The sequence below is a fragment of the Microbacterium sp. 05N427 genome (genome assembly GCF_056397105.1).
Map to the genome: position 1 here is coordinate 22,960 of NZ_JBFTMT010000024.1, position 21,384 is coordinate 44,343.

Annotated in this window: 19 protein-coding genes and 1 pseudogene; 7 read left to right on the forward strand and 13 right to left on the reverse strand. The window is 71.1% G+C overall.

Translation table 11 applies throughout. The features are described from left to right. Nucleotides 1-4 precede the first annotated feature (4 nt). The 6 genes from AC1DG4_RS17935 to AC1DG4_RS17960 all read right to left on the reverse strand — a co-directional run bounded on the left by AC1DG4_RS17935 (nt 5) and on the right by AC1DG4_RS17960 (nt 6,632). The gene (locus tag AC1DG4_RS17935) at nt 5-565 is read right to left on the reverse strand and encodes a cysteine hydrolase family protein (RefSeq protein ID WP_477380055.1); all 561 of its coding nucleotides are present in this window, start codon (nt 563-565) and stop codon (nt 5-7) included. Nucleotides 566-754: 189 nt separating this feature from the next. After that, nucleotides 755-1,261, reverse strand: a complete 507-nt coding sequence (locus tag AC1DG4_RS17940) for a methylated-DNA--[protein]-cysteine S-methyltransferase (protein ID WP_477380057.1) — start codon at nt 1,259-1,261, stop codon at nt 755-757. Continuing rightward, nucleotides 1,258-2,895, reverse strand: coding sequence for an AlkA N-terminal domain-containing protein (locus tag AC1DG4_RS17945; RefSeq protein ID WP_477380059.1), 1,638 nt, complete (start codon nt 2,893-2,895; stop codon nt 1,258-1,260). Before AC1DG4_RS17945 ends, AC1DG4_RS17940 begins: the two co-directional genes overlap by 4 nt. A gap of 183 nt (nt 2,896-3,078) precedes the next feature. Further along, a complete protein-coding gene (gene purH, locus AC1DG4_RS17950; protein WP_477380061.1) occupies nt 3,079-4,686 on the reverse strand; it encodes a bifunctional phosphoribosylaminoimidazolecarboxamide formyltransferase/IMP cyclohydrolase in 1,608 nt (535 codons plus the stop codon). A 22-nt stretch (nt 4,687-4,708) separates the two neighbouring features. Continuing rightward, a complete protein-coding gene (gene purN / locus AC1DG4_RS17955; protein WP_477380063.1) occupies nt 4,709-5,338 on the reverse strand; it encodes a phosphoribosylglycinamide formyltransferase in 630 nt (209 codons plus the stop codon). A gap of 34 nt (nt 5,339-5,372) precedes the next feature. Then, entirely contained in the window at nt 5,373-6,632 is a 1,260-nt protein-coding gene (locus AC1DG4_RS17960) for a cell division protein PerM (protein ID WP_477421394.1), read from the reverse strand. Between the two features lie 112 nt (nt 6,633-6,744). Between AC1DG4_RS17960 and AC1DG4_RS17965 the strand changes: the two genes are divergently transcribed. Next, nucleotides 6,745-8,211 carry an NCS2 family permease gene (locus tag AC1DG4_RS17965; protein ID WP_477380067.1) on the forward strand — a complete coding sequence of 489 codons (1,467 nt, stop codon included), beginning with the start codon at nt 6,745-6,747 and terminating at the stop codon, nt 8,209-8,211. Nucleotides 8,212-8,349: 138 nt separating this feature from the next. On the opposite strand, the gene AC1DG4_RS17970 is transcribed toward AC1DG4_RS17965, so the two are convergent. Beyond that, complete coding sequence (locus AC1DG4_RS17970; RefSeq protein ID WP_477380069.1) at nt 8,350-9,105, reverse strand: MBL fold metallo-hydrolase; 756 nt, start codon at nt 9,103-9,105, stop codon at nt 8,350-8,352. Nucleotides 9,106-9,175: 70 nt separating this feature from the next. On the opposite strand from AC1DG4_RS17970, the gene AC1DG4_RS17975 reads away from it, so the two are divergent. Beyond that, on the forward strand, nt 9,176-10,126 hold the full coding sequence (locus tag AC1DG4_RS17975; protein WP_477380071.1) for a GlxA family transcriptional regulator: 951 nt from the start codon (nt 9,176-9,178) through the stop codon (nt 10,124-10,126). Here AC1DG4_RS17975 and sucD read toward each other — a convergent pair. After that, nucleotides 10,119-10,967, reverse strand: a pseudogene (sucD, locus tag AC1DG4_RS17980) (succinate--CoA ligase subunit alpha); the annotation flags it as partial. The gene AC1DG4_RS17975 and the pseudogene sucD sit on opposite strands and share 8 nt — an antisense overlap. A gap of 40 nt (nt 10,968-11,007) precedes the next feature. Continuing rightward, the gene (sucC, locus tag AC1DG4_RS17985) at nt 11,008-12,174 is read right to left on the reverse strand and encodes an ADP-forming succinate--CoA ligase subunit beta (protein ID WP_477380075.1); all 1,167 of its coding nucleotides are present in this window, start codon (nt 12,172-12,174) and stop codon (nt 11,008-11,010) included. Between the two features lie 196 nt (nt 12,175-12,370). On the opposite strand from sucC, the gene AC1DG4_RS17990 reads away from it, so the two are divergent. Both AC1DG4_RS17990 and AC1DG4_RS17995 read left to right on the forward strand, forming a co-directional pair. Continuing rightward, nucleotides 12,371-13,042 (forward strand): TetR/AcrR family transcriptional regulator, encoded by a 672-nt coding sequence (locus AC1DG4_RS17990; protein ID WP_477380077.1) that lies wholly within the window; start codon nt 12,371-12,373, stop codon nt 13,040-13,042. Nucleotides 13,043-13,204: 162 nt separating this feature from the next. Beyond that, on the forward strand, nt 13,205-14,437 hold the full coding sequence (locus tag AC1DG4_RS17995) for an acyl-CoA dehydrogenase family protein (RefSeq protein WP_477421395.1): 1,233 nt from the start codon (nt 13,205-13,207) through the stop codon (nt 14,435-14,437). 115 nt (nt 14,438-14,552) lie between these two features. On the opposite strand, the gene AC1DG4_RS18000 is transcribed toward AC1DG4_RS17995, so the two are convergent. Next, nucleotides 14,553-15,056 (reverse strand): hypothetical protein, encoded by a 504-nt coding sequence (locus AC1DG4_RS18000; protein ID WP_477380081.1) that lies wholly within the window; start codon nt 15,054-15,056, stop codon nt 14,553-14,555. Between the two features lie 60 nt (nt 15,057-15,116). Between AC1DG4_RS18000 and AC1DG4_RS18005 the strand changes: the two genes are divergently transcribed. Both AC1DG4_RS18005 and AC1DG4_RS18010 read left to right on the forward strand, forming a co-directional pair. Continuing rightward, nucleotides 15,117-16,568: a phytoene desaturase family protein gene (locus AC1DG4_RS18005; RefSeq protein WP_477380083.1), complete on the forward strand. Its 1,452-nt coding sequence runs from the start codon at nt 15,117-15,119 to the stop codon at nt 16,566-16,568. Between the two features lie 22 nt (nt 16,569-16,590). Beyond that, on the forward strand, nt 16,591-17,634 hold the full coding sequence (locus AC1DG4_RS18010; RefSeq protein ID WP_477380085.1) for an ATP-dependent DNA ligase: 1,044 nt from the start codon (nt 16,591-16,593) through the stop codon (nt 17,632-17,634). 161 nt (nt 17,635-17,795) lie between these two features. Here AC1DG4_RS18010 and ligD read toward each other — a convergent pair whose 3' ends face one another. After that, nucleotides 17,796-18,857, reverse strand: a complete 1,062-nt coding sequence (ligD, locus tag AC1DG4_RS18015; protein ID WP_477380087.1) for a non-homologous end-joining DNA ligase — start codon at nt 18,855-18,857, stop codon at nt 17,796-17,798. A 171-nt stretch (nt 18,858-19,028) separates the two neighbouring features. Continuing rightward, entirely contained in the window at nt 19,029-19,919 is an 891-nt protein-coding gene (locus AC1DG4_RS18020) for a LysR family transcriptional regulator ArgP (protein ID WP_477380089.1), read from the reverse strand. A 71-nt stretch (nt 19,920-19,990) separates the two neighbouring features. On the opposite strand from AC1DG4_RS18020, the gene AC1DG4_RS18025 reads away from it, so the two are divergent. After that, nucleotides 19,991-20,677 (forward strand): LysE/ArgO family amino acid transporter, encoded by a 687-nt coding sequence (locus AC1DG4_RS18025; RefSeq protein WP_477380091.1) that lies wholly within the window; start codon nt 19,991-19,993, stop codon nt 20,675-20,677. A gap of 71 nt (nt 20,678-20,748) precedes the next feature. Here AC1DG4_RS18025 and AC1DG4_RS18030 read toward each other — a convergent pair whose 3' ends face one another. Next, nucleotides 20,749-21,324 (reverse strand): MarR family winged helix-turn-helix transcriptional regulator, encoded by a 576-nt coding sequence (locus tag AC1DG4_RS18030; RefSeq protein ID WP_477380093.1) that lies wholly within the window; start codon nt 21,322-21,324, stop codon nt 20,749-20,751. Nucleotides 21,325-21,384: the final 60 nt, after the last annotated feature.

Below are 21,384 nucleotides of genomic sequence, written 5' to 3' on the forward strand. Positions count from 1 at the left end.
GAGATCACCCGATCCGGCGCATTGCCCTGATCAGGTCGTCGGCCGTCGTGATCGCCGCGAACCCGTCTGCGAGGGCTGCGAGGAAGGTCGCGTGCACCTGCGCCCCTGGCAGCGCGAGGTCGCCGAACGCGAGGTCGGGGGCGGCGCAGGCGTCCGCGACGACCCGCACCGCATGCCCCCGCTCCGCGGCGGCGCGCACCGTCGAGTCGATGCACATGCTCGTCATCATGCCGAGGACGACGACCTCGTCGGGAGCGAGCGCGTCCAACCTCTCCTCGAGGTCGGTGCCCAGGAACGCGTTCGGCTCTGTCTTGTCGAGCACCGGTTCGCCGGGCGCCGGTGCGACGGATTCATGGATCTCGATGCCCTCCGTGCCGGGACGCATGAAAGTCGCATCCGGCGCATCCCACACGTGGCGCACGTGGACGATCGGCTCGCCGGCCGCGCGGAACGCCTCCAGCACGCGCGCGGCCGCCGTCGCCGCAGCCTCCGGCGCGACGAGCGGGAAAGCGCCACCGGGGAAGTAGTCCCGCTGGATGTCGATGATGACAAGGGCGCGGCTCATGGATCCTCCGGCTCGAGCGATCCGGGCGGGATCGCTCCCCCAGCGTAGCTTCGTCCGCGGGCCGGAACACCGCCAGCACGTCGAAGCCCCCTCTGCGCGTCCGCACCCCCTCCTGTCGCCGCCCCCAGAAGGGGGCGCGGATCACAGGAGGGGGCGCGGGCGACACAGGGCCGACGGATCCGGCTCCGCTCACGCCGCGATCGCGTGCGCGGCCTCCCGGTCCAGCAGGCGACGCTTGACGTCCTCGCCCCAGGCGAAGCCGCCGAGGGTGCCGTCCGTGCGCAGCACGCGGTGGCAGGGCACGAACAGGGCGGGTGCGTTGCGTGCGCAGATCGAGGCGGCGGGGCGCACCGCGCCCGGCTTGCCGAGGGCGACGGCGAACTCGGTGTAGGTGAGCGGCTCGCCCGGGGTGATCCGTCGCAGCACCTCCCATCCGGCACTCTGCATGCCGGTGCCGAACTGGCGCACCTGGACGGTGTCGATCGCCGCGAGATCGCCCGCGTAGTACGCGGTGACGGCGGCGGCCGCGGTGGTGGCGCCCTCGGCGATCTCCGTGGGCCGGTTCTTCTCGGCGATGCGGTGCAGGATCGCCTCGTGGTCGGCGGTCCATCCGGACGCGAGCACGCGGTCCTGCTCATCGGCGAGGATCGTGAACGGCCCGTCGGGGGTGTCGATGGTCTGGATGATGGCGGTCATTTCGAACCTTCCGTGATCGGGGTGGTCTTGGCGGTCGGGGTGGTCTTGGCGGTCGGGGTGGTCTTGGTGGTCGGGGTGCGGACGCCCAGGGGGTCGGCATCCACCGCGCTCGGCGTGCGCGCGGCTTTCGCAACGAGCACGCCGTTCTTCGCAGCCTTCGGCGGCACCGCGCGCCACAGGTGCGCGGTGAGGTAACTGCGCCAGGGCGCCGTGCGGGCAGCCCAGACATCCAGGGGCCGGGCCTCGGAGGGGAGCCCCGCGCCGCCGGCACCCGCGCGGGCGGCGATGTCGCCGGGCAGGAACACGTCGGGATCGCCGAGCACGCGCATCCGCACATAGTCGGCCGTCCACGGCCCGATCCCCGGCATCGCGAGCAGCGCGGCGCGCTGGGCCTCGCCGTCGTCGCCGAGCGTCAGCTGCAGCGAGCCATCGGCGAGGGCGGCGGCGGCGCCGGTCACGGCTCTGATCCGGGCCGCGGGGCCTCGCAGGACCTCATGCCCGTGTTCGGCGATCGCGGCCATGGTCGGGAAGAGGATCCTCTCCCCCTGTGCGTCGTCGACGGATCCGACCCGCTCCCCGAGCTCCTGGGCGAGCGCGGTCAGCGCGGTGCGCGCCGCGGCGACCGTGATCTGCTGCCCGATCATCGCGCGGATGAGCATCTCGTGCGGATCCGCCGCGCCGGGCACTCTGATGCCGGGAACGCGGGCGACGAGGGGCGCGAGCGGCTCATGCGCGGACAGCGCGGCGTCGACCGCCAGCGGATCAGCGTCGAGGTCGAACAGGCGCCGAGCGCGGGCGACGAGGGGCGCGAGGTCGCCGAGCTGCGCCAGGCGGGCGCGCAGGTGCAGGCGGTCGGCGGCGTCGAGGCTCAGCTCGAACCAGCCAGGCCCGCCGTCGAGGCGCAGCTGCCGCGAGAAGCGGCGCTCGCCGGCCTCCTCGACGCCGGGAAGTGCCCGTGCGCGCATCCACGCGAACAGGCCGTCCGCGTCGAACGGCTTGCGGTACGGCAACAGCAGGTCGATCTCACCGGGCACCGCGGTCGCGGCGGCGGACGCATCGCGCCCATGGCGCCGGGCGCGCAGCTCCCCCGGCGCGAGGCCGAACACCTCGCGCACGGTGTCGTTGAACTGGCGCACGCTCGCGAACCCCGCCGAGAACGCCACGTCGGCGATCGGCAGATCGGTGCCGACCAGCAGCATCCGGGCGGTGTGCGCGCGGTGGGCGCGGGCGAGCGCGAGCGGCCCCGCCCCGAGCTCCCCTGCGAGCAGCCGCGTGAGGTGGCGCGAGGAGTAGCCGAGCCGCGCGGCGAGCCCCGGCACCCCCTCGCGCTCGACGACGCCGTCGGCGATGAGACGCATCGCGCGGGCGGCGACGTCGCCGCGCAGGTTCCACTCCGGCGAACCGGGGGCCGCCTCCGGCAGGCAGCGCTTGCATGCGCGGTAGCCGGCCTCGTGCGCGGCGGCGCTGGTCGGGAAGAACGTGACGTTCTCGGGCTTGGGAGTGCGGGCAGGACAGCTCGGACGGCAGTAGATCCCGGTCGAGCGCACGGCCGTGACGAACTGTCCGTCGAAGCGGGTGTCTCGCGCGTCGATCGCGCGATACCGCTCGTCGAAGGTCATTCCGGGGAAGCTCATGCCTCCACTCTGACACGTCCGAATCCCGCAGGCTCGCGGAAATCGGACACGACAGTGCGCGCTCGTCCGGGATCCTCGGCACAAGAACAAAGGACGATTGCACGTCGGCAGGACAGGATCCGTGGATCCGTCCTGCCGACGTGCAATCGTCCTGCAGAGTTCAGACGGGGCGGCCCGCCGCGCTCAGTGGAAGAAGTGGCGCTCGCCCGTGAAGAACATCGTCACGCCGGCCTTACGGGCGGCGTCCACGACCTCCTCGTCCCGCACGGATCCGCCCGGCTGCACGATCGCGGTGACCCCCGCGTCGATGAGCACCTGGGCGCCGTCCGCGAACGGGAAGAACGCATCGGAGGCGGCGACGGATCCGGCCGCGCGGTCGCCGGCGCGCTCGACCGCGAGGCGGCACGAGTCGACGCGGTTGACCTGACCCATGCCGACGCCGACCGTGGCGTTCCCCTTGGACAGCACGATCGCGTTTGACTTCACGGCGCGGCATGCCTTCCACGCGAAGATGAGATTCTCCATCTCGAGGTCGTCCGGGCGCTCGCCCGAGACGAGCTCCCAGTTCTTGGCGACCGAAGCGATGTCGTCGGGGAACCGGTCAGCGTCCTGCAGCAGCAGGCCGCCGGAGACGAGACGCACGTCCATCTGCTCCTGCTGCCAGTCGTCGGGCAGCTGCAGCAGGCGCAGGTTCTTCTTCGCCTTGAACACCTCGAGCGCCGCCGGCTCGAAGGCCGGGGCGACGATGACCTCGGTGAAGATGTCCTTGAGGTTCTCCGCCATCTTCAGCGTCACGGTGCCGTTCGCGGCGATCACGCCGCCGTAGGCCGAGACCGGGTCGCACTCGTGGGCGCGCAGGTGCGCGCTCGCGATCGGATCCAGGGCGTTGGGCGCCGTCGTCGCGATGCCGCATGGGTTGGCGTGCTTGATGATCGCGACAGCAGGGTGCACCATGTCGTACGCCGCGCGCAGGGCCGCATCGGCGTCGACGTAGTTGTTGTACGACATCTCCTTGCCCTGCAGCTGCGTCGCCTGAGCGATGCCGTGTCCGCCCGCGCGCGTGTAGATCGCGGCGCGCTGGTGCGAGTTCTCGCCGTAGCGCAGGGTGGCGAGGCGCTCCGCGTTGATCGTGAGGTGCTCTGGCAGCTCGCTCTCGCTCGACAGCGTGCCGTCGGAGAACCACTGCGCGACGGCCGTGTCGTAGGCGGCCGTGTGCGCGAAGGCGCGGGCCGCGAGCTCACGGCGCTGGGCGAGCGTGGTGCCGCCCTCGTCGAGCGAGCGCACGAGCGACGGATACGACTCCGGCGACACCACGATCGCCACGTTGGCGTGGTTCTTCGCGGCGGCGCGCACCATGGCAGGACCGCCGATGTCGATCTGCTCGACCACGTCGTCACCGACAGCGCCGGAGGCGACGGTCTGCACGAACGGGTAGAGGTTCACCACGACGAGCTCGAACGGGCTGATCCCCCGCTCCGCGAGCTGACGCTCGTGGTCCTCGAGGCGCAGATCGGCCAGCAGGCCGCCGTGGATCGCCGGGTGCAGCGTCTTCACGCGCCCGTCCAGCATCTCGGGGACGCCCGTGACAGCGGCGACGTCGGTGACCGCGAGGCCCGCGTCCCGGATGGCCTGTGCCGTGGAGCCGGTCGACACGATCTCGATGCCGTTGTCGGCGAGCGACTGCGCGAGCGGCACGAGGCCGGTCTTGTCGCTGACGGACACCAGTGCACGACGGATGCGCACGGCATCGCGGGGGCGGTAGAGGGACGGGTCGTGGGCGGGACCGGCCATCGGGTTTCCTTCCGGGTAGGCGTCAGTTCTCGTCGGCGGCCAGCGGCCGCGGGGATCCGAGATCGTGGGGGCGGGCGCCGAGTTCGAGGGAACCTTCGGCGATACGGCGGACGACGTCGATCAGCAGACGTCGCTCGACGGGCTTGATGCGCTCGTGCAGGGAGGACTCGGTGTCGCCCTGCTGCACCGGCACGCGCTCCTGCGCGAGGATCGGTCCGCTGTCGACGCCGTCGTCGACCACGATCACGCTGGCGCCGGTCTCGCTCGCGCCGGCCGCGAGCGCGTCGCGCACGCCGTGCGCTCCGGGGAACTCGGGCAGGAACGCCGGGTGCGTGTTGATGATGTTCGGAGTCCAAGCCGCCACGACGTCGCGCGGCAGCAGGCGCATGAGCCCGCTGAGCACGATGAGGTCGGGTCGCCAGACCTTCAACTGCGCGTCGAGCTCCGCGCCCCATGCCCCACGGCTGTCGAACGCTTCCCACGGGACCACGAAGGAGGGGATCCCGAAGGCCTCGGCGTGCGCGAGCCCGTCGGCTTCGCGATCGGCCCCGATCACGATGATGCGCGCCGGGAATCCGGGGTCGGCGGCCGCGTCGAGGAGGGCACGAAGATTCGAGCCGGTGCCCGAGATGAGTACGGCGACCGTCAGCACCCAGACAGTCTAGCCGGGAGGCCCCGGCCGCCGATCACGCGAGACGGTCCGCCGATCGGTGCTGCTCGTCGTCGATCCAGGCCGCGTCGACGTGGCCGTGGCGGCGCGGTGCGAGCAGCAGGATCGCGGCGCCGACGAGGACCTCGAGGCCGAGGGCGAGCGCCACAGGACCCGGATCAGGTCCGGCGACGGCGAGCCGTCCCGGGCCGAGGGATCCATGCGACAGCGCCGCGAGCAGCGCTCCGAATCCGCCGGCGAGCGCAGCGATCCCGACGGCGGTCGCCGCGCGGGATCCGATCCCGGCCTCCGCTCCCGCCGACACCTGACGCGAGCGGATCACCCATCCCGCGAACGCCCCTGCGGCGATCGGCACCAGCACGACGATGAGCGCCCACGGCGAGGGGCTGTCCGGCACGAGACCCAGCAGCGGCACCCCTGGCACGACGCCGAGCACGGTACCCGCGGGCGAGACGGCGGTGCCCGCGCCGATCGCGAAGCCGGGGCCCGCGATCCACGCCACCGCCCAGGCCACGAGCGTCGGCAGGTACGCGAGCTGAGCCAGGCCGATCACGATCACGCCGAGGCCGTCGGCACGGAGCGACTCGAACAGCGCCACGCTCTGCCCGCCGCGGACGATTCCGGCGATGGCCACCGCGAGACCCGCGGCTCCGAGGACGCCGGCCACGGCGGCCGCAGCTCCGCGCACGATCTCGCCCGGCACGTGGGCCCAGTCGGGCCAGCGGTCCAGCGCGTCCTGGACGCGGTCGATGACGCCGCCGTCGCCCTCACTCCATGCCGTCGCGACGGCCCCGGCGAGTGCGCCGCAGAGGAACACCAGCGGCGGGAACAGGATCGCGAGCCAGAGCGGCGCCTTCAGCACTCCGAGTCCGCCGGTCAGCGCCGCGAGCGCGGAGATCACCATGAACGTCGCCGTTCCGCTCAGGACGCCGGCGATCCAGGATCCGGCGAGCGCTGCCCTGCGCCCGGAGCGCGCCGCGAAGATCGCGGTGAAGCCGAGGAACAGCAGCGGTGGCACGGAGAGGGCGAAGGACGCCGCGGACCGATCCAGACCGACCGCGCTCACCAGCGCGTCGGGAAGGGCGACGGAGAGCGGGACGCCGTGGCCGAACTGCCACAGCGTCGCGGCGCTCGGCCAGAGCGCGCCCCAGTCGGCGTTCGTGCCGAAGGCGACCGCCCAGATCACCGCGAGGGGCGCGAGTAGCACGGCGAGGCCGATGGCCGCCGCGACGATCGCATCGACCGCCGCCAGGAGCACGATGAGGAGGCGTTGCATGACGGCTTCGAGCCTACGTGCTCAACACCCGAGGGCCCGGCGGGGCACGCGGATCGGCGCGGTGAGGACAGGAGGGTCTTCCGGGCGATACGGTTTTCCGCGGAGGTCCCCCATGACAACAGTCCCCCCGCCCGTGTCCGACCAGACCACTCCCGAGCCGAAGAACGCGGTCGATCGCTTCTTCGAGATCACGAAGCGCGGATCCACCGTCGGCGCCGAGGTCCGCGGCGGCGTCGTCACCTTCGTGACGATGGCCTACATCGTGATCCTCAACCCGATCATCCTGTCCACGTCGAAGGACATCGCCGGCACGCAGCTCGGCTTCGCGCAGCTGAGCGCCGTCACCGGCCTCACCGCCGCCGTCATGACGATCCTGTTCGGCCTCATCGCCCGCCTCCCGTTCGGCTTCGCCGCCGGGCTGGGCATCAACGCGTTCCTCGCGTTCTCGGTCGTCGGCGAGGTCACCTGGCCCGAGGCGATGGGCCTGGTCGTCATCAACGGCCTCGTCATCGTGCTGCTGAGCGCGACGGGCCTGCGCCGGATGATCTTCACGGCCGTGCCGATGCAGCTGAAGATCGCGATCACGGTCGGCATCGGCCTGTTCATCGCGTTCATCGGTTTCGTGAACGCCGGCTTCGTGACCTCCACCAAGAGCGACTCCCCGCCGGTAGGGCTGGGCATCGGCGGTTCGGTCGCGACCGTGCCGACCCTGATCTTCGTGATCACGCTGCTGCTGACCGCGATCCTGGTCGCGATGCGGGTCAAGGGCGGGATCCTGATCGGCCTCGTGACCGGCACCGTCATCTCGGTGATCGTCGAGGCGATCTGGCACCTCGGACCGAAGGTGAACGGGGACACCATCAACCCCGGCGGCTGGGGGCTGACCGAGCCGACGCTGCCGAAGAACCTCATCGCGATCCCCGATCTGTCCTTGATCGGGCACGTCGACCTGTTCGGCGCCTTCGGCAGGATCGGGGCCGTCGCCGCGCTCATGCTGGTGTTCACGCTGGTGTTCACGAACTTCTTCGACGCCATGGGGACGATGACCGGGCTCTCCAAGGAGGCAGGGCTCGCCGATGAGAAGGGCGAGTTCCCACGGCTGCGCTCTGCGCTCATCGTCGAGGGCGTCGGCGCGGTCGCGGGCGGTCTCACATCCGGCTCGTCCAACACCGTGTTCATCGAGTCGGGCGCGGGCATCGGCGAGGGGGCGCGCACGGGGCTCGCGAACATGGTGACCGGTCTGCTGTTCCTCGTCGCGATGTTCTTCACACCGCTGGTCTCGATCGTGCCGACCGAGGTCGCCGCCGCCGCCCTGGTGATCGTCGGGGCGCTCATGATGAGCCAGATCCGGCACATCGACCTCACTGACTTCTCGGCGCTGTTCCCCGTCTTCGTCACGGTTGCGGTGATGCCGATGACCTACTCGATCGCGAACGGCATCGGCGCCGGCTTCATCAGCTGGGTGCTCGTGCGCGCGTTCTCCGGGAAGCTCCGCGAGATCAGCCCGCTGCTCTGGATCGTGACGCTGGGCTTCGTGATCTACTTCGTGCGCGGCCCGATCGAGGCACTGCTGCGCTGAGCCGCGCCCACAACACGTCGAGGCCCCCTCGCACCGTCGAAGCCCCCTCAGGGAGGCGCGACGGCGAGGGGGCCTCGACGCGCAGAGGGGGCCTCGACGTGCACCGACGGCCTCGACCGGCACGGACGGCCCGCGCCGTCAGAGCGCGAGGAGCACTCCGGCCTCCGGCACGCGCAGCCGATCCGCGAGGCCCGCATAGCCGAACTCGCGCACGAGGCGCTCGCGGGTCTCGGAGAAGTGGTGCCAGCCTTCGGCGTGCACGGGCACGATCACGGCATCGCCCAGTTCCCGCGCCGCAGCGACCGCGGTGCGCGCGTTGAGCGTGAGATCCGCGTCGCCGAAGCGTCCGACGTTGGCCGCTCCGGCGAACAGCACGGCGAGGTCGATCCGCCCGATCCGCTCCGCGATGGCCGCGACGACCTCGACCGAGGCGTTGTCGCCAGAGACGTAGAGCACGGGAGCCCCCGGCGCGCTCAGCACGAAGCCGGTCACGGTGCCGGAGAGCTCCTCCGCGCCCTCCGGCCCGTGCAGCGCCGGCACCGCGGTCACCTCGACGGCGCCGAGCCGAAGCGCCTGCCACGGCGCGAGGCCGGTCACCCCGTCGACGCGTCCGGCCGCCTCCGGCGTGGACAGCACCGCGCCGGCCCGGGGCAGGAAGGCGCGCCCCGCCTCGTCGAGGTTGTCGGGGTGCTGGTCGTGCGAGAGCAGCACGGCATCGATCGCGCCCACCTGGTCCGCGCCGAGCGCGGGCCCGCTCAGCTTGTGCAGCGCGATGCCGCCCTCGTAACTGCGCGGCGCGTCGAACGTCGGATCCGTCAGCAAGCGCAGGCCCGCGTATTCGATGATCGCGGTCGGGCCGCCGATGAGGGTGAGGGTCACGGAGTTCTCGGTCATGCATCCATCGTGTCCGCATCTCTCTCCTGGTAAGAGTGGCCCTGATGACACCTTTCGATAAGATCGGGCCATGCGCACCGCCGCCGTCCTCGCCTTCCCCGGGATCAGCCCCTTTCATCTGTCCGTGCCGCTCATGGTCTTCGGCGGCGTCGGCGTGCGCTCGGTCGAGGCCGCCTACCGGACGGTGACCGTGGCGGAGGTCCCTGGACCGGTGCGTACGGCGGCCGGCCTGGACCTCGTCGTGGTCGACGGGCTCGACGCTGTCGCGACCGCGGACCTCGTCGTGATCCCGAGCTGGGACCCCGAGGTCGCGCCCAGCCCCGCCCTCCTCGACGCGGTGCGCGCGGCGCATGCCCGCGGCGCGCGGATCCTGGGCCTGTGCCTCGGCGCGTTCGTCGTGGCCGCGAGCGGCATCGCCGACGGCAGGGAGGTCTCCACGCACTGGTCCGCGGGGCCACGGCTCGCCGCGCGGCATCCCGAGGTCACCGTGCGCTGCGAGGCGCTGTGGACGGATCTCGGCGACGTCGTCACGTCGGCCGGAGTCGCCGCGGCCCTGGACTGCTGCCTGCACATGGTCCGCACCGAGCTGGGCAGTGCGGTCGCCGCCGACCTCGCGCGCTTCCTCGTGATGGCCCCGCACCGGGAGGGTTCGCAGGCGCAGTTCCTCTCCCGTCCGCTCGCTGCCGACCGGAACGGCGACGAGATCGACCAGGCCATCGCCTGGGCACTGGGGAGGCTCTCCGAGCCCACCCCGATCGACACCTGGGCCGGGGCCGTGCACCTCTCGCGCCGGACGTTCACCCGACGCTTCCGCGATCGCACGGGCACGAGCCCCGGGGATTGGCTGCTGCAGCGGCGCCTCGACGAGGCGCGCAGGCTGCTCGAGACGTCCGCCCTGCCCGTCGACGCCGTCGCGCATCGCACGGGGTTCGGCAGCGCCGTGACGCTGCGACACCACTTCCGGGCGCGCTACGGCACGACCCCCGGCACCCACCGCCGAGCTTTCGCGGATCCGTCCTGAACGGAGTCGTCCCTGTCAGCGCACGCTCCAGGGTGCGCTGACAGGGACCGGAGCCGGAGACGATGGCACCGGCGTGGCCCATGGTCTTGCCCTCGGGAGCGGTGAAGCCCGCGACGTAGCCGACGACCGGCTTGGTGACGTTGGCCTTGATGAACTCCGCCGCACGCTCCTCGGCGTCGCCGCCGATCTCGCCGATCATGACGATCGCCTTGGTCTCGGGGTCGGCCTCGAACGCGGCGAGCGCATCGATGTGCGTGGTGCCGATGACCGGGTCGCCACCGATGCCGATCGCGGTGGAGAAGCCCAGGTCGCGCAGTTCGAACATCATCTGGTAGGTCAGGGTGCCCGACTTCGAGACGAGGCCGATCGGGCCCTTGCCGGTGATGTTCGCCGGGGTGATGCCCGCGAGAGCCTCGCCCGGGGTGATGATGCCGGGGCAGTTCGGACCGATGATGCGGGTCTTGTTGCCCTTGGCGGTCGCGTACGCCCACGCCTCGGCGGAGTCGCCGACCGGAACGCCCTCGGTGATGACCACGAGCAGCGGGATCTCGCTGTCGATGGCCTCGATCATGGCGTCCTTCGTGAACGCCGGCGGCACGAAGGCGACCGAGACGTTCGCGCCGGTCTTCTCGATGGCCTCGGCGACGGATCCGAACACCGGCAGCTCGACGGTGTTGCCGTCCTTGTCGGTGTGCGAGACCGTGGTGCCGGCCTTGCGCGCGTTGACGCCGCCGACGACGTCCGTGCCCGCCTTCAGCATGAGCGCGGTGTGYTTGGTGCCCTCGCCGCCGGTGATGCCCTGGACGATGACCTTGGAGTCCTTGTTGAGGTAGATCGACATGTTCCTTGTTCCTTTTCCGGTCCTTGAGCCTGTCGAAAGGTCAGGCGTTCGCCAGCTCGGCGGCCTTGTCGGCGCCCTCGTCCATGGTGGCGGCGAGCGTGACGAGCGGGTGGGCGGCGGCCGTGAGGATCGCGCGACCCTCCTCGACCTGGTTGCCGTCGAGGCGAACGACCAGCGGCTTGGTGGCCGCGTCGCCGAGGATCTCGAGGGCCTTGACGATGCCCTCCGCCACGGCCACGCAGCTGGTGATGCCGCCGAAGACGTTGACGAAGACGCTCTTGACCTGCTCGTCGCCGAGGATCACGTCGAGGCCCGAAGCCATGACCTGCGCGTTCGCGCCGCCGCCGATGTCGAGGAAGTTCGCCGGCTTCACGCCGCCGTGGTTCTCGCCCGCGTAGGCGACGACGTCGAGGGTCGACATGACCAGACCCGCGCCGTTGCCGATGATGCCGACCTGGCCGTCGAGCTTGACGTAGTTCAGGCCCGACTCCTTGGCCTTGGCCTCGAGCGGGTTCTCGGTCGCCTTGTCGGCGAGCTCCTCGTGCTCGGGGTGACGCACCTCGGAGGCGTTGTCGTCGAGCGTGACCTTGCCGTCCAGGGCGATGATGTCGCCCTCCTCGGTCTGCACGAGCGGGTTGACCTCGACCAGAGTCGCGTCCTCGCCCTTGTAGACCTCGTACAGCTTCACGAAGACGTCGGCGACCTTCTCGGCAAGGCCCGGCTCGAAGCCTCCGGCCTTGGCGATCTCGAGCGCCTTCTCGGGGGTGATCCCCTCGAGCGGGTTGACCTCGACGCGGGCGAGCGCCTCGGGCTTCTCGACGGCGAGCTGCTCGATCTCCATGCCGCCCTCGACCGAGGCGAGGCTCAGGTAGGAGCGGTTGGAGCGGTCCAGCAGCACGGAGAAGTAGAACTCGCGGGCGATGCGGGCGCCGGCGGCGACCATGACGCGCTTGACGACGTGGCCCTTGATGTCGAGACCCAGGATCGCCTTGGCGGCCTCGTACGCCTCGTCGGGGTTCTTGGCGACCTTCACGCCACCGGCCTTGCCGCGGCCGCCGGTCTTGACCTGCGCCTTGACGACGACCACACCACCGAGCTTCTCCGCCGCTGCCTTCACCTCCTCGGGGGTGTCGGCGACGATGCCGGCGAGGACCGGCACTCCGTACTTCTCGAAAAGGTCTCGTGCCTGGTACTCGTAGAGATCCACGTGCAGTCCTTCGCTGGTTGCGACGAATGGGACGCGACAGGAAATGCTGTCGGGTGTCGATGTGAGTCGACCCGATAGGCCAGCCTACTACCGCGGAATCACGCTTCCTGACCGTGTGTACCGCCGCCTGTCTGGCCACCGAGACGTCGGATGACTCGACGCCCCCGCGCAGGATCCGGACAACTAGGCTCCTCCTATGACCGAGCACGCCGACGTGTCCCCCGCTCGCACCGCCGTGGTGCGCGCTGCGCTCGAGCTGTTCTCCGCCCAGGGCTTCGACTCGACCTCGGTCGAGCAGATCGCCAAGGCCGCAGGCATCTCCCGCTCCACGTTCTTCCGTCAGTTCGGCGGCAAGGACGATGTCGTCTTCGCCGACCATGAGGAGCTCCTCGGCGGGCTGCGCCGCTACCTGGAGCGTCCGCACGCGAACCCGTGGACGGCCGTGTGCGACGCGTCGCTGATGGTGTTCCGCGCCTTCGCCGCCGACCCGGACATGGCGCGTCTGCGCTACCAGGTGGTGCGCGAGGTGCCCACACTGCGCGACCGCGAGATCGTGACCGTGTTCCGCTACGAGCGCCTGTTCGACGAGTACCTGCGCCGCTCGATGCCGGACCTGGATCCCCTCGACGCGGTCGGGTTCGCCGCGCTCGTGACGGCCGTGCACAACCACGTGCTGCGCCGGCTGCTCCGCGGATCCCGCACGTCGGCCGCCGCCCTGCGCCGCGCCCTCGACGACGTGCTGCGCCGCTATGGGGTCCATCCCGACACCGCGGCGGATCCGGGCGAGGACGCGGTCGTCGTGGCGGTGTTCCCCCGCTCGATGCCGATGGCCGAGATCACCCGCCGCCTCCGCGACCAACTGGACTGATCCCGCGCCCCGACCGACCGCCCGCAGCCGCGGCGGGTCCCGTCGGCGTGCGCTCATGCGTGCGCTCCCGCGTGCGCTCCCGCGTGCGCGGGATTCAGACGATTGGCGGTACGCTGTCTCATGAATCTTGAGACTGAGTCTCACTCCCCGGATGGAGACCCCATGAGCAACGACGCCGTCTTCCCCGGCGAAGCCGTCACCTCCTACGACGTGACAGGACGCTGCGGCACCGATTACTACGAGGTCTTCTCCGACATCCCCGCCGCCGACCGGGCGCACTGGGAGCGCGCGCAGGCCTACATCGACGAGGTCGGCCCGCAGATGCTGGACGCGTGGGACCGTGCGGAGTACCCGCTCGCGGTCGCGCACCGGATGGGCGAGATGGACCTCGTCGTGGACGGCATCGTCCACCCCGCGCTCACCCTGATGAGCCCCCTCGCGGCGGGCCTCGTGAACATGGAGATCTCCCGCGGCGACGGCTCCCTCGGCACCGTCCTCGCCGTGCAGGGCGGACTCGCCCTGCGCACGCTCGCCCTGTTCGGCAGCCCGGAGCAGCAGGAGCGCTGGCTCGTCCCGCTCGCCGACGGCTCCGTGCTCGGATCCTTCGCGCTCACCGAACCCGATCACGGATCCGACTCCGTCTCGCTCGAGACCGTCGCGCGCCGCGACGGGGAGGAGTGGGTGCTGCGCGGCGCGAAGAAGTGGATCGGCAACGGCGCCTCCGGCGRCATCACCTTCGTCTGGGCACGCGTGGACGACGAAGGCGCCGCCGAGCACGGCACCGTGCGCTGCTTCCTCGTCGAGCAGGAGCGCCCCGGATATCAGGGCACCGTCATCACCGGGAAGGTGTCGCTGCGCGGGATCCACCAGGCGCTGATCCGCCTCGACGATGTGCGCGTGCCCCTCGACGCCGTGCTGCCGGGCACGCGCAGCTTCAAGGACGCCTCGACCGTGCTGTACGCGACGCGTTCCGGCGTCGCCTGGTCCGCGCTCGGGCACGCGACCGCGTGCTACGAGGCTGCCCTCGCCTACGCGAAGACGCGCGTGCAGTTCGGCAAGCCGCTCGCGAAGTTCCAGATGGTCCAGGAGCGCCTCACGCACATGCTCGAGGAGCTCACCGCGATGCAGCTGTACTGCCGCCGGATGGCCGACATGGACGAGGCGGGCACGCTCCGCCCGACACAGGCGTCACTCGCGAAGTTCCACAACACCCGTGCCGCGCGGCGGGTCGCCCAGATCGCCCGCGATCTCCTCGGCGGCAACGGGATCCTGCTCGAGAACGGCGTCATGCAGCACATGGCCGACATCGAGGCGATCCACACGTACGAGGGCACCGAGAGCATGCAGGCCCTGCTGATCGGCCGCGACATCACCGGGATGAGCGCTTTCGCCTGACGGTCGCCCTTCATCGGTCCCTGAGCGAGGAGCGCAACGAGGGCCCCGGTCGCCCCTCGTCGGTCCCTGAGCGAGGAGCGCAGCGACGAGACGAAGGGCGGGCCCGTGATGAGGCTCAGTCGCAGCCGCAGCCTCCGGACGGCGTCTTCACCATGAAGCACACGTTGCAGATGCCGTAGTCGCGCTCTTCGCGCGGGGTCGCCTTGGGAGCGCGCGGCTCCGGCTTCGGCTTCGCCGGGGCACGGGTACCGGCAGCGCGCACCGAACGCGGCGCGCCGGCCGGCGCATCGATCAGCTCGCTGGGGTGCGTGACGTAGAAGTACGGCGCCCGCCCCTCGCTCGGAGACAGGGGCAGCACGCGCCCGGCCACGATGACCTGCTCCTCCTCGGTGAAGCCGTTGGTGTAGGTGCGCCCGATGTGCAGGGCCGCGCCCTCGCCGCGCCGGACCGCCTCGATGTAGCGGCCGCGGTCGATGAGCGTGCTGATGTCGACGGCCTCGACGATCGCACGGATGAAGTCGTGGTTCACCGGGTCGATGCGCTGACCGCGCAGTGCCTCGGCGAGCGACTTGTAGGGACGGGAACTGCCAGTGGGGGTGGGACCCTGAACTTCGTTCATATTGCTTCAAGGATCCCACGTTCTGCTCGGCGCAGCCTGCGTGCGTGAAAGACTGGCCGCATGCCCCGCGCCACCGTCATCGGAAGCGGGCCGAACGGGCTCGCCGCGGCCGTCTCGCTCGCCCGAGCCGGCTACGCCGTCGAGGTGCTCGAAGCCGGCGCGACGATCGGTGGCGGCGTGCGCAGCGCCGAAGTCACACGGCCCGGATTCATGCACGATGTGTGCTCGGCCGTGCACCCCGCCGCCTACTCCTCGCCGTTCCTCCGCGCATTCGGCCGCGACCGGATCGACTGGATCATTCCCGAAGCGGCATATGCGCATCCGCTCGACGACGGACGCGCCGGGATCGCGTGGCACGACCTGGAGCGCACGGCCGATGCGCTCGGCCCCGACGCCCGCGCCTGGCGCGCGATGCTGCGGCCGCTGAGCTCGCACATCGACGGCGTCCTGGACTTCACGGGCGGATCCCTGCTGCGGATCCCCCGCGATCCTGTCATCGCGGTGCGCTACGGGCTGCGCGCGCTCGAGCAGGGTTCGGCGATGGCGAAGCGCACCTTCCGCACCCCGGAGGCGGCCGCACTCGTGGCGGGGGTGGTCGCGCACGCGAACTCCGCTCTGCCCGCATTGAGCGGCGCCGCGGCGGGCCTGCTGCTCATGGCCCAGGCGCACGCGGGAGGCTGGGCGTACCCCCGCGGCGGCGCCCAGCGGATCGCCGACGTGCTCGCCGAGGATCTGCGGGCGCACGGCGGCACGATCCGCACCGGCACGCGTGTGGTCGACCTGTCCGCGCTGGACTGGGGGGATCCGCAGCGCGGCGACCTGCTGCTGCTCAACACCTCCCCGCGGCTGGCGCTGACGCTCCGCGACGTGCCTCCGCACTATGCGAAGGCGGTCCGCGCGTACCGCTACGGCGCGGCGGCGGCGAAGGTGGACTTCGCGCTGGACGGGCCGGTGCCCTGGACGAACCCCGGCGTCGCCCTCGCCCCGACCGTGCACATCGGCGGCACGCGTGCCGAGGTGTGGGCGAGCGAGAACGCCGTCGCCCAGGGCCGGGTGTCGGAGCGTCCGTACGTGCTCGTGTCGCAGCCCTCCGTGCTCGACGACAGCAGGGCACCCGCCGGGAAGCAGGTGCTGTGGGCCTACATCCACGCACCTGCGAACTCCGACGTCGACGCGACAGAGCTCGTCATCCGGCAGATCGAGCGATACGCCGCCGGATTCCGCGACCGCATCCTCGCGAGCCATGCCGTCACGCCGCGCGAGCGCGCGCATCTCAATCCGGCCGAGATCGGCGGCGACATCTTCGGCGGCGCGTTCACGATGCGCCAGGCCGTGGTGCGGCCGGTCCTCTCCCCCACGCCGTGGCGCACCCCGATGCCCGGGGTCTACCTCGCGTCGGCCGCGACGCCGCCCGGCCCCGGGGTGAACTTCATGGCGGGCTGGCACGCCGCGCGCACCGCGCTGGCCGATACCGGAGAGCGTGTCGACCTCGGGGACCTGTTCGGATCCTGATCCGGGCGGCAGGATGGGATCCATGCGCTACGAGATCCCTGCACCGATGCTCGCGAAGGCCGCCACCACCGTGCCGGATCCGGCGAAGTTCCCCGACGGCCTGCTCTACGAGCCGAAGTGGGACGGCTTCCGCGGACTCGTGTCGTGGGACGGCGAGAACGTCGAGATCGGATCCCGCGGGGCGAAGCCGTTGACCCGATACTTCCCCGAGCTCGTCGAAGCGATCCCGCGACTGCTGTCCGGTCCGTGCCTTCTCGATGGCGAGATCGTGGTCGCCACCGGACCGGAGGGCTCGCAGCGGCTGGACTGGGAGGCGCTGAGCCAGCGCATCCACCCCGCCGCCTCACGGGTGCAGAAGCTCTCCGCGGAGACGCCCGCGATGTTCATCGCGTTCGATCTGCTCGCGGCCGGCGACGACGATCTGCAGGCGCTGCCCTTCGGCGAGCGCCGCGCTCGGCTCGAGCGCCTGCTCGCCGACGTGCCGCACCCCCTGCATCTCACGCGCACGACGACGGATCCGGACACCGCCCGCCGCTGGCTCGCCGAGTTCGAGGGCGCGGGGCTCGACGGCATCGTCGCCAAGCCACTGGACCAGCCGTACGCGCCCAACAAGCGCACCCTGTTCAAGGTCAAGCACGCCCGCACGGCCGACGTCGTCGCGCTCGGCTACCGCGTCCACAAGAGCGGATCCGGAGTGGGATCCCTTCTCGTCGGCCTGTACGGCGAGGACGGCGTGCTGCGCCAGGTGGGCGGCGTCGCCGCGTGGAGCGACGCGATGCGCCGGCAGCTGGTCGAGGACCTCGCGCCCCTCGTGGAGCGGGACGAGTCGGGCGCCGCAGTGACGGGCGACGGCGAGCGCTCACGCTTCAGCGCGTCGAAGGACACCTCGTTCGTACGTCTGCGCCCCGAGCGCGCGCTCGAGGTGCGCTACGACCAGCTCGAGGGCTGGCGCTTCCGGCACACCGTGCAGTTCGAACGCTGGCGCGACGACCGGGATCCCCGCTCCTGCACGTACGAGCAGCTGGAGACGGTCGACGGCTACGACCTCGCCGACGTCATCGACTGACCCCGACGACGCGCCCTTCGTCTCGCTCCGCTCGCTCAGGGACCGATACCACCGGTTCCTGAGCGCCCTTCGTCTCGCTCCGCTCGCTCAGGGACCGACGCACCGGTTCCTGAGCGAGGAGCGCAGCGACGAGACGAAGGACGCCCCGCGACCGCCATCCGTCACTCCTCGACGCGATCGCCGTTCTCGTCCCAGTTCGCGGCGACCTTCTTCGAGGGCTGCACGCGCGGCGGCTCGCCGGGCATCTTGGGGAACTCCGGCGGGAACGGCATCTCGCCGAGTCCGTTCTCGACGTCGCGGTCCCACCAGCCCAGCAGCGTGTCGATGCGTCCGGGATCCTCCTGCATCCGCGCCCACGGATCGCCGAGGTCGGCGAGGCGCTGCGGCACGGTGCGCACCGTGAAGCGCTTCGGATCCACCTCGTCCAGCTCATCCCACGAGATCGGGGTCGAAACGGTCGCCGAGGGCAGCGCCCGCGGGCTGTAGGCGCCCGCCATCGTGCGGTCGCGGTTGGCCTGGTTGAAGTCGACGAAGATGCGCTCACCTCGTTCTTCCTTCCACCACGCCGTGGTGACGCGATCGGGCATCCGCCGTTCCAGCTCGCGCCCCGCCGCGATCACGGCATGCCGCACGGTGAGGAACTCCCACTCCGGCACGATCGGGCAGAAGACGTGCAGTCCTCGGTTGCCGCTGGTCTTGATGAACGCCGCGAGCCCCGCCTCGCGCAGCACGGCGCGCAGCTCGTGCGCCGCGGGGACGGCCTCCGCGATACCCGTGCCCGGCTGCGGATCGAGGTCGATGCGCAGTTCCACCGGGTTGTCCGTATTCGATGCGAGCGAGGCCCAGGGGTGGAACACGACCGTGTTCATCTGCACGGCCCAGACGATCGCCGCCGCCTCGGTGAGCACGATCTGCGGGTGCTTGCGCCCGCTGTTGTAGGTGCACATCACGCTCTGCACGAAGTCGGGGGTGCCCTTGGGCGGGTTCTTCGAGAAGAAGCTCTCGCCGTCGATGCCGTCGCGGTAGCGCTCGAGCGAGACGGGCCTGTCGCCGGTCGAGGCGAGGAACGGCGTCGACACCGTCTGCACGTATTCGGCGAGCTCAGCCTTGGTGATGGGGCCGCCCTCCGCGTCCGGCCAGACCGCACGGTTCGGACTGGAGATGTCCAGCGAACGGTCGCCGTCGGGGCCGGGGACGGTCAGCGTGATGCGCTCGGATGCCATGACTCGACCCTAGGACGCGGCGCCGACGGCGCGCCAGCGCTCCCCCGGGCGCGGCGGCATGGCGCGACGCCTGCACGCCAAGGTGACGGATGCACGACGGGATCCCGGATTCTGTCGTGCATCCGTCGTTCGGTCGTGCAGGTGTCGCAGAGGACCATAACCCGAACACCCTCAGCGCAGCACGCGATCGGCCTCGGCGCGGATCTCCGCCGCGATCGCGTCCAGTAGCTCGGAGCGCAGGTTCCACTGCTGCCAGAACAGCGGCGAGGCGACCTCCTCGTCGTCGAGCCGCACCAGGCGTCCGTCGGCGAGGCCGGCCTCCGCATGAGGGACGGGAAGCAGCGCCCACCCCAGCCCCAGCTCCACAGCGACAGAGAAGTCGGCCGAGGCTGGCACGTGATGCCGCGGAACCGGCCACGGATCGATGCCGCGTTCACGCAGCCAGTCCTGCTGCAGCACGTCGCGCCGGTCGAAGTCCACGAACGGTGCCCGCGCCAGCGCCTCCGCCGACGCGCCATCGGGGAACCAGCGCCGTGCGAAGCCCGGAGATGCCGCAGCGACATAACGCAGCGCGCCGAGCGGCTCGACCCGGCACCCTCCGACCGGCTCCGACTCGCTCGTCACGGCTGCCATCACCGTGCCCGATTCCAGCAGTCGTGCGGTGAAGTTCTGGTCGTCGCGGTGCAGATCGAACTCGACGTCGTACTGCTCGGAGAGCCGGGCGAGCGGTGCCAGGAACCAGGTCGCCATCGAGTCTGCGTTGACGGCGAGAGGGATCCTGATCCGCGTTCCCCCACCCTCCGCGGACAGACCGAAGCCGGCGATCGCATCGCGCTCCAGGAGGGCGATCTGCCGACCGAACCGCGCGACGGCCTCTCCCGCCTCGGTCGCCCTCGCCGGTTTGCTGCGCACCAGTAGGATCCGGCCGAGCTGCTGCTCCAGGGTCTTGATCCGCTGGCTCACGGCCGACGGGGTCAGGAGCAGCCTTCGGGCGGCCGCGTCGAAGCTGCCCTCGTCGAGCACCGCGGCGACGGTACGCGCGGATTCCGGATCCACCTGCACATGAGTGATTCTAATCTGTCTTAAGGAATCTTCGCTGGTGCTGAATCCGCCCCRGACTCTATTCTCGATCCGTGCTCATCCTGCTCTCCGGCCTCGGCCTCATGTTCTCGCTCATCATCGCCGTCGGCGCGCAGAACGTGTACGTGCTGCGCCAGGGGCTGCGCCGCGAGCACGTGCTGCCGGTCGTCCTGATCTGCGCCGCCTCCGATGCCGCGCTGGTGCTCGCGGGAACCGCGGGGCTCGGCTACCTCGTGAAATCCCTGCCCTGGCTCATCGTGGTGGCGCGCTGGGCGGGCGCGATCTCGCTCGTCGCCTACGGCGCGCTGGCGGCCCGCCGCGCATGGAAGGCCGGCGGCGAGGCGCTGCTCGCCGACCCGAGCGCGGCGGACCGCGCGGATGACACCCATCCGTCGAGCGGCCCGGACGCCCCCGCCGGCACCGGGACGCTGACCCGCACGGCTCCGCTCGCGCCCGTGATCCTGGCGACGCTCGCCTTCACCTGGCTGAACCCGAACGTCTATCTCGACACGGTGCTGCTCATCGGCGGGGTCGCAGCCACGCACGGCGACGGCCGCTGGCTGTTCGCGGCCGGTGCCGTCATCGCCAGCATCACCTGGTTCTTCGCCCTGGGGTTCGGGGCGCGCCACCTCGGACGCTGGCTGCGCACCCCGCGCGCGTGGCGGATCCTCGACACCGCGATCGCCGCACTGCTGGTCGTGATGGGGATCAGTCTGGTGCTGCCGGTCTTCTTCGGCTGAGACCCGCCCTACGCCGACCGCCGCGCCGCCGCGGTCTCGACGGCGATCGCCGCCCGAACGCGAGCAGCGCGCTATCCCGCGACGGTCCTCTCGGGGCCGCCCGTGCCGTCCTCCTCGGTTGCGGCCAGCTCGTGCAGGAACCCTGTGACGATACGGCGTTCGTCTGCGGACATCCGGGCGGCGACGTCGAAGCGCAGCGCGTGCAGACGCCCCACGCCCTCGCGCGCGGCCTGACGCGTCGACGGAGTGACGGTCAGCGCGATCGCACGCCGATCCACCGGATGCGGGCGGCGGATGACATGCCCTCCGCGCTCGAGCCGATCGAGCATCTTCGTCGTCGCCGCGGTGCTGATACCGAGGTGATCCGCGAGAGCCCGGGCCGTCGCGACCTCTCCCGCGTTCTCCGCCGCGATCATGAAGCGCACGGCACGCATGTCGTTCTGATTCAGATTCATGTACCGCCGGGATGCCGCACTCATCCGGGCGGCCGCCGCGTGCCAGGCGTGCAGGGCCGCCATCAGCTCGACGATCTCGTCGATCTCGCTATCCGAGAGGTGCGCGCGCCGAACGAGTTCGACGGCGGGGTCGATGAGACGGGGGTCGATCATCGCCCGATCGATGCGGCGTTCGGATTCGGGAACTTCCACGGGAGGACTCTATGCCATATGGTTATCGCTAACCAGGTAAGTAAGTTTCTTAGTTAGCTA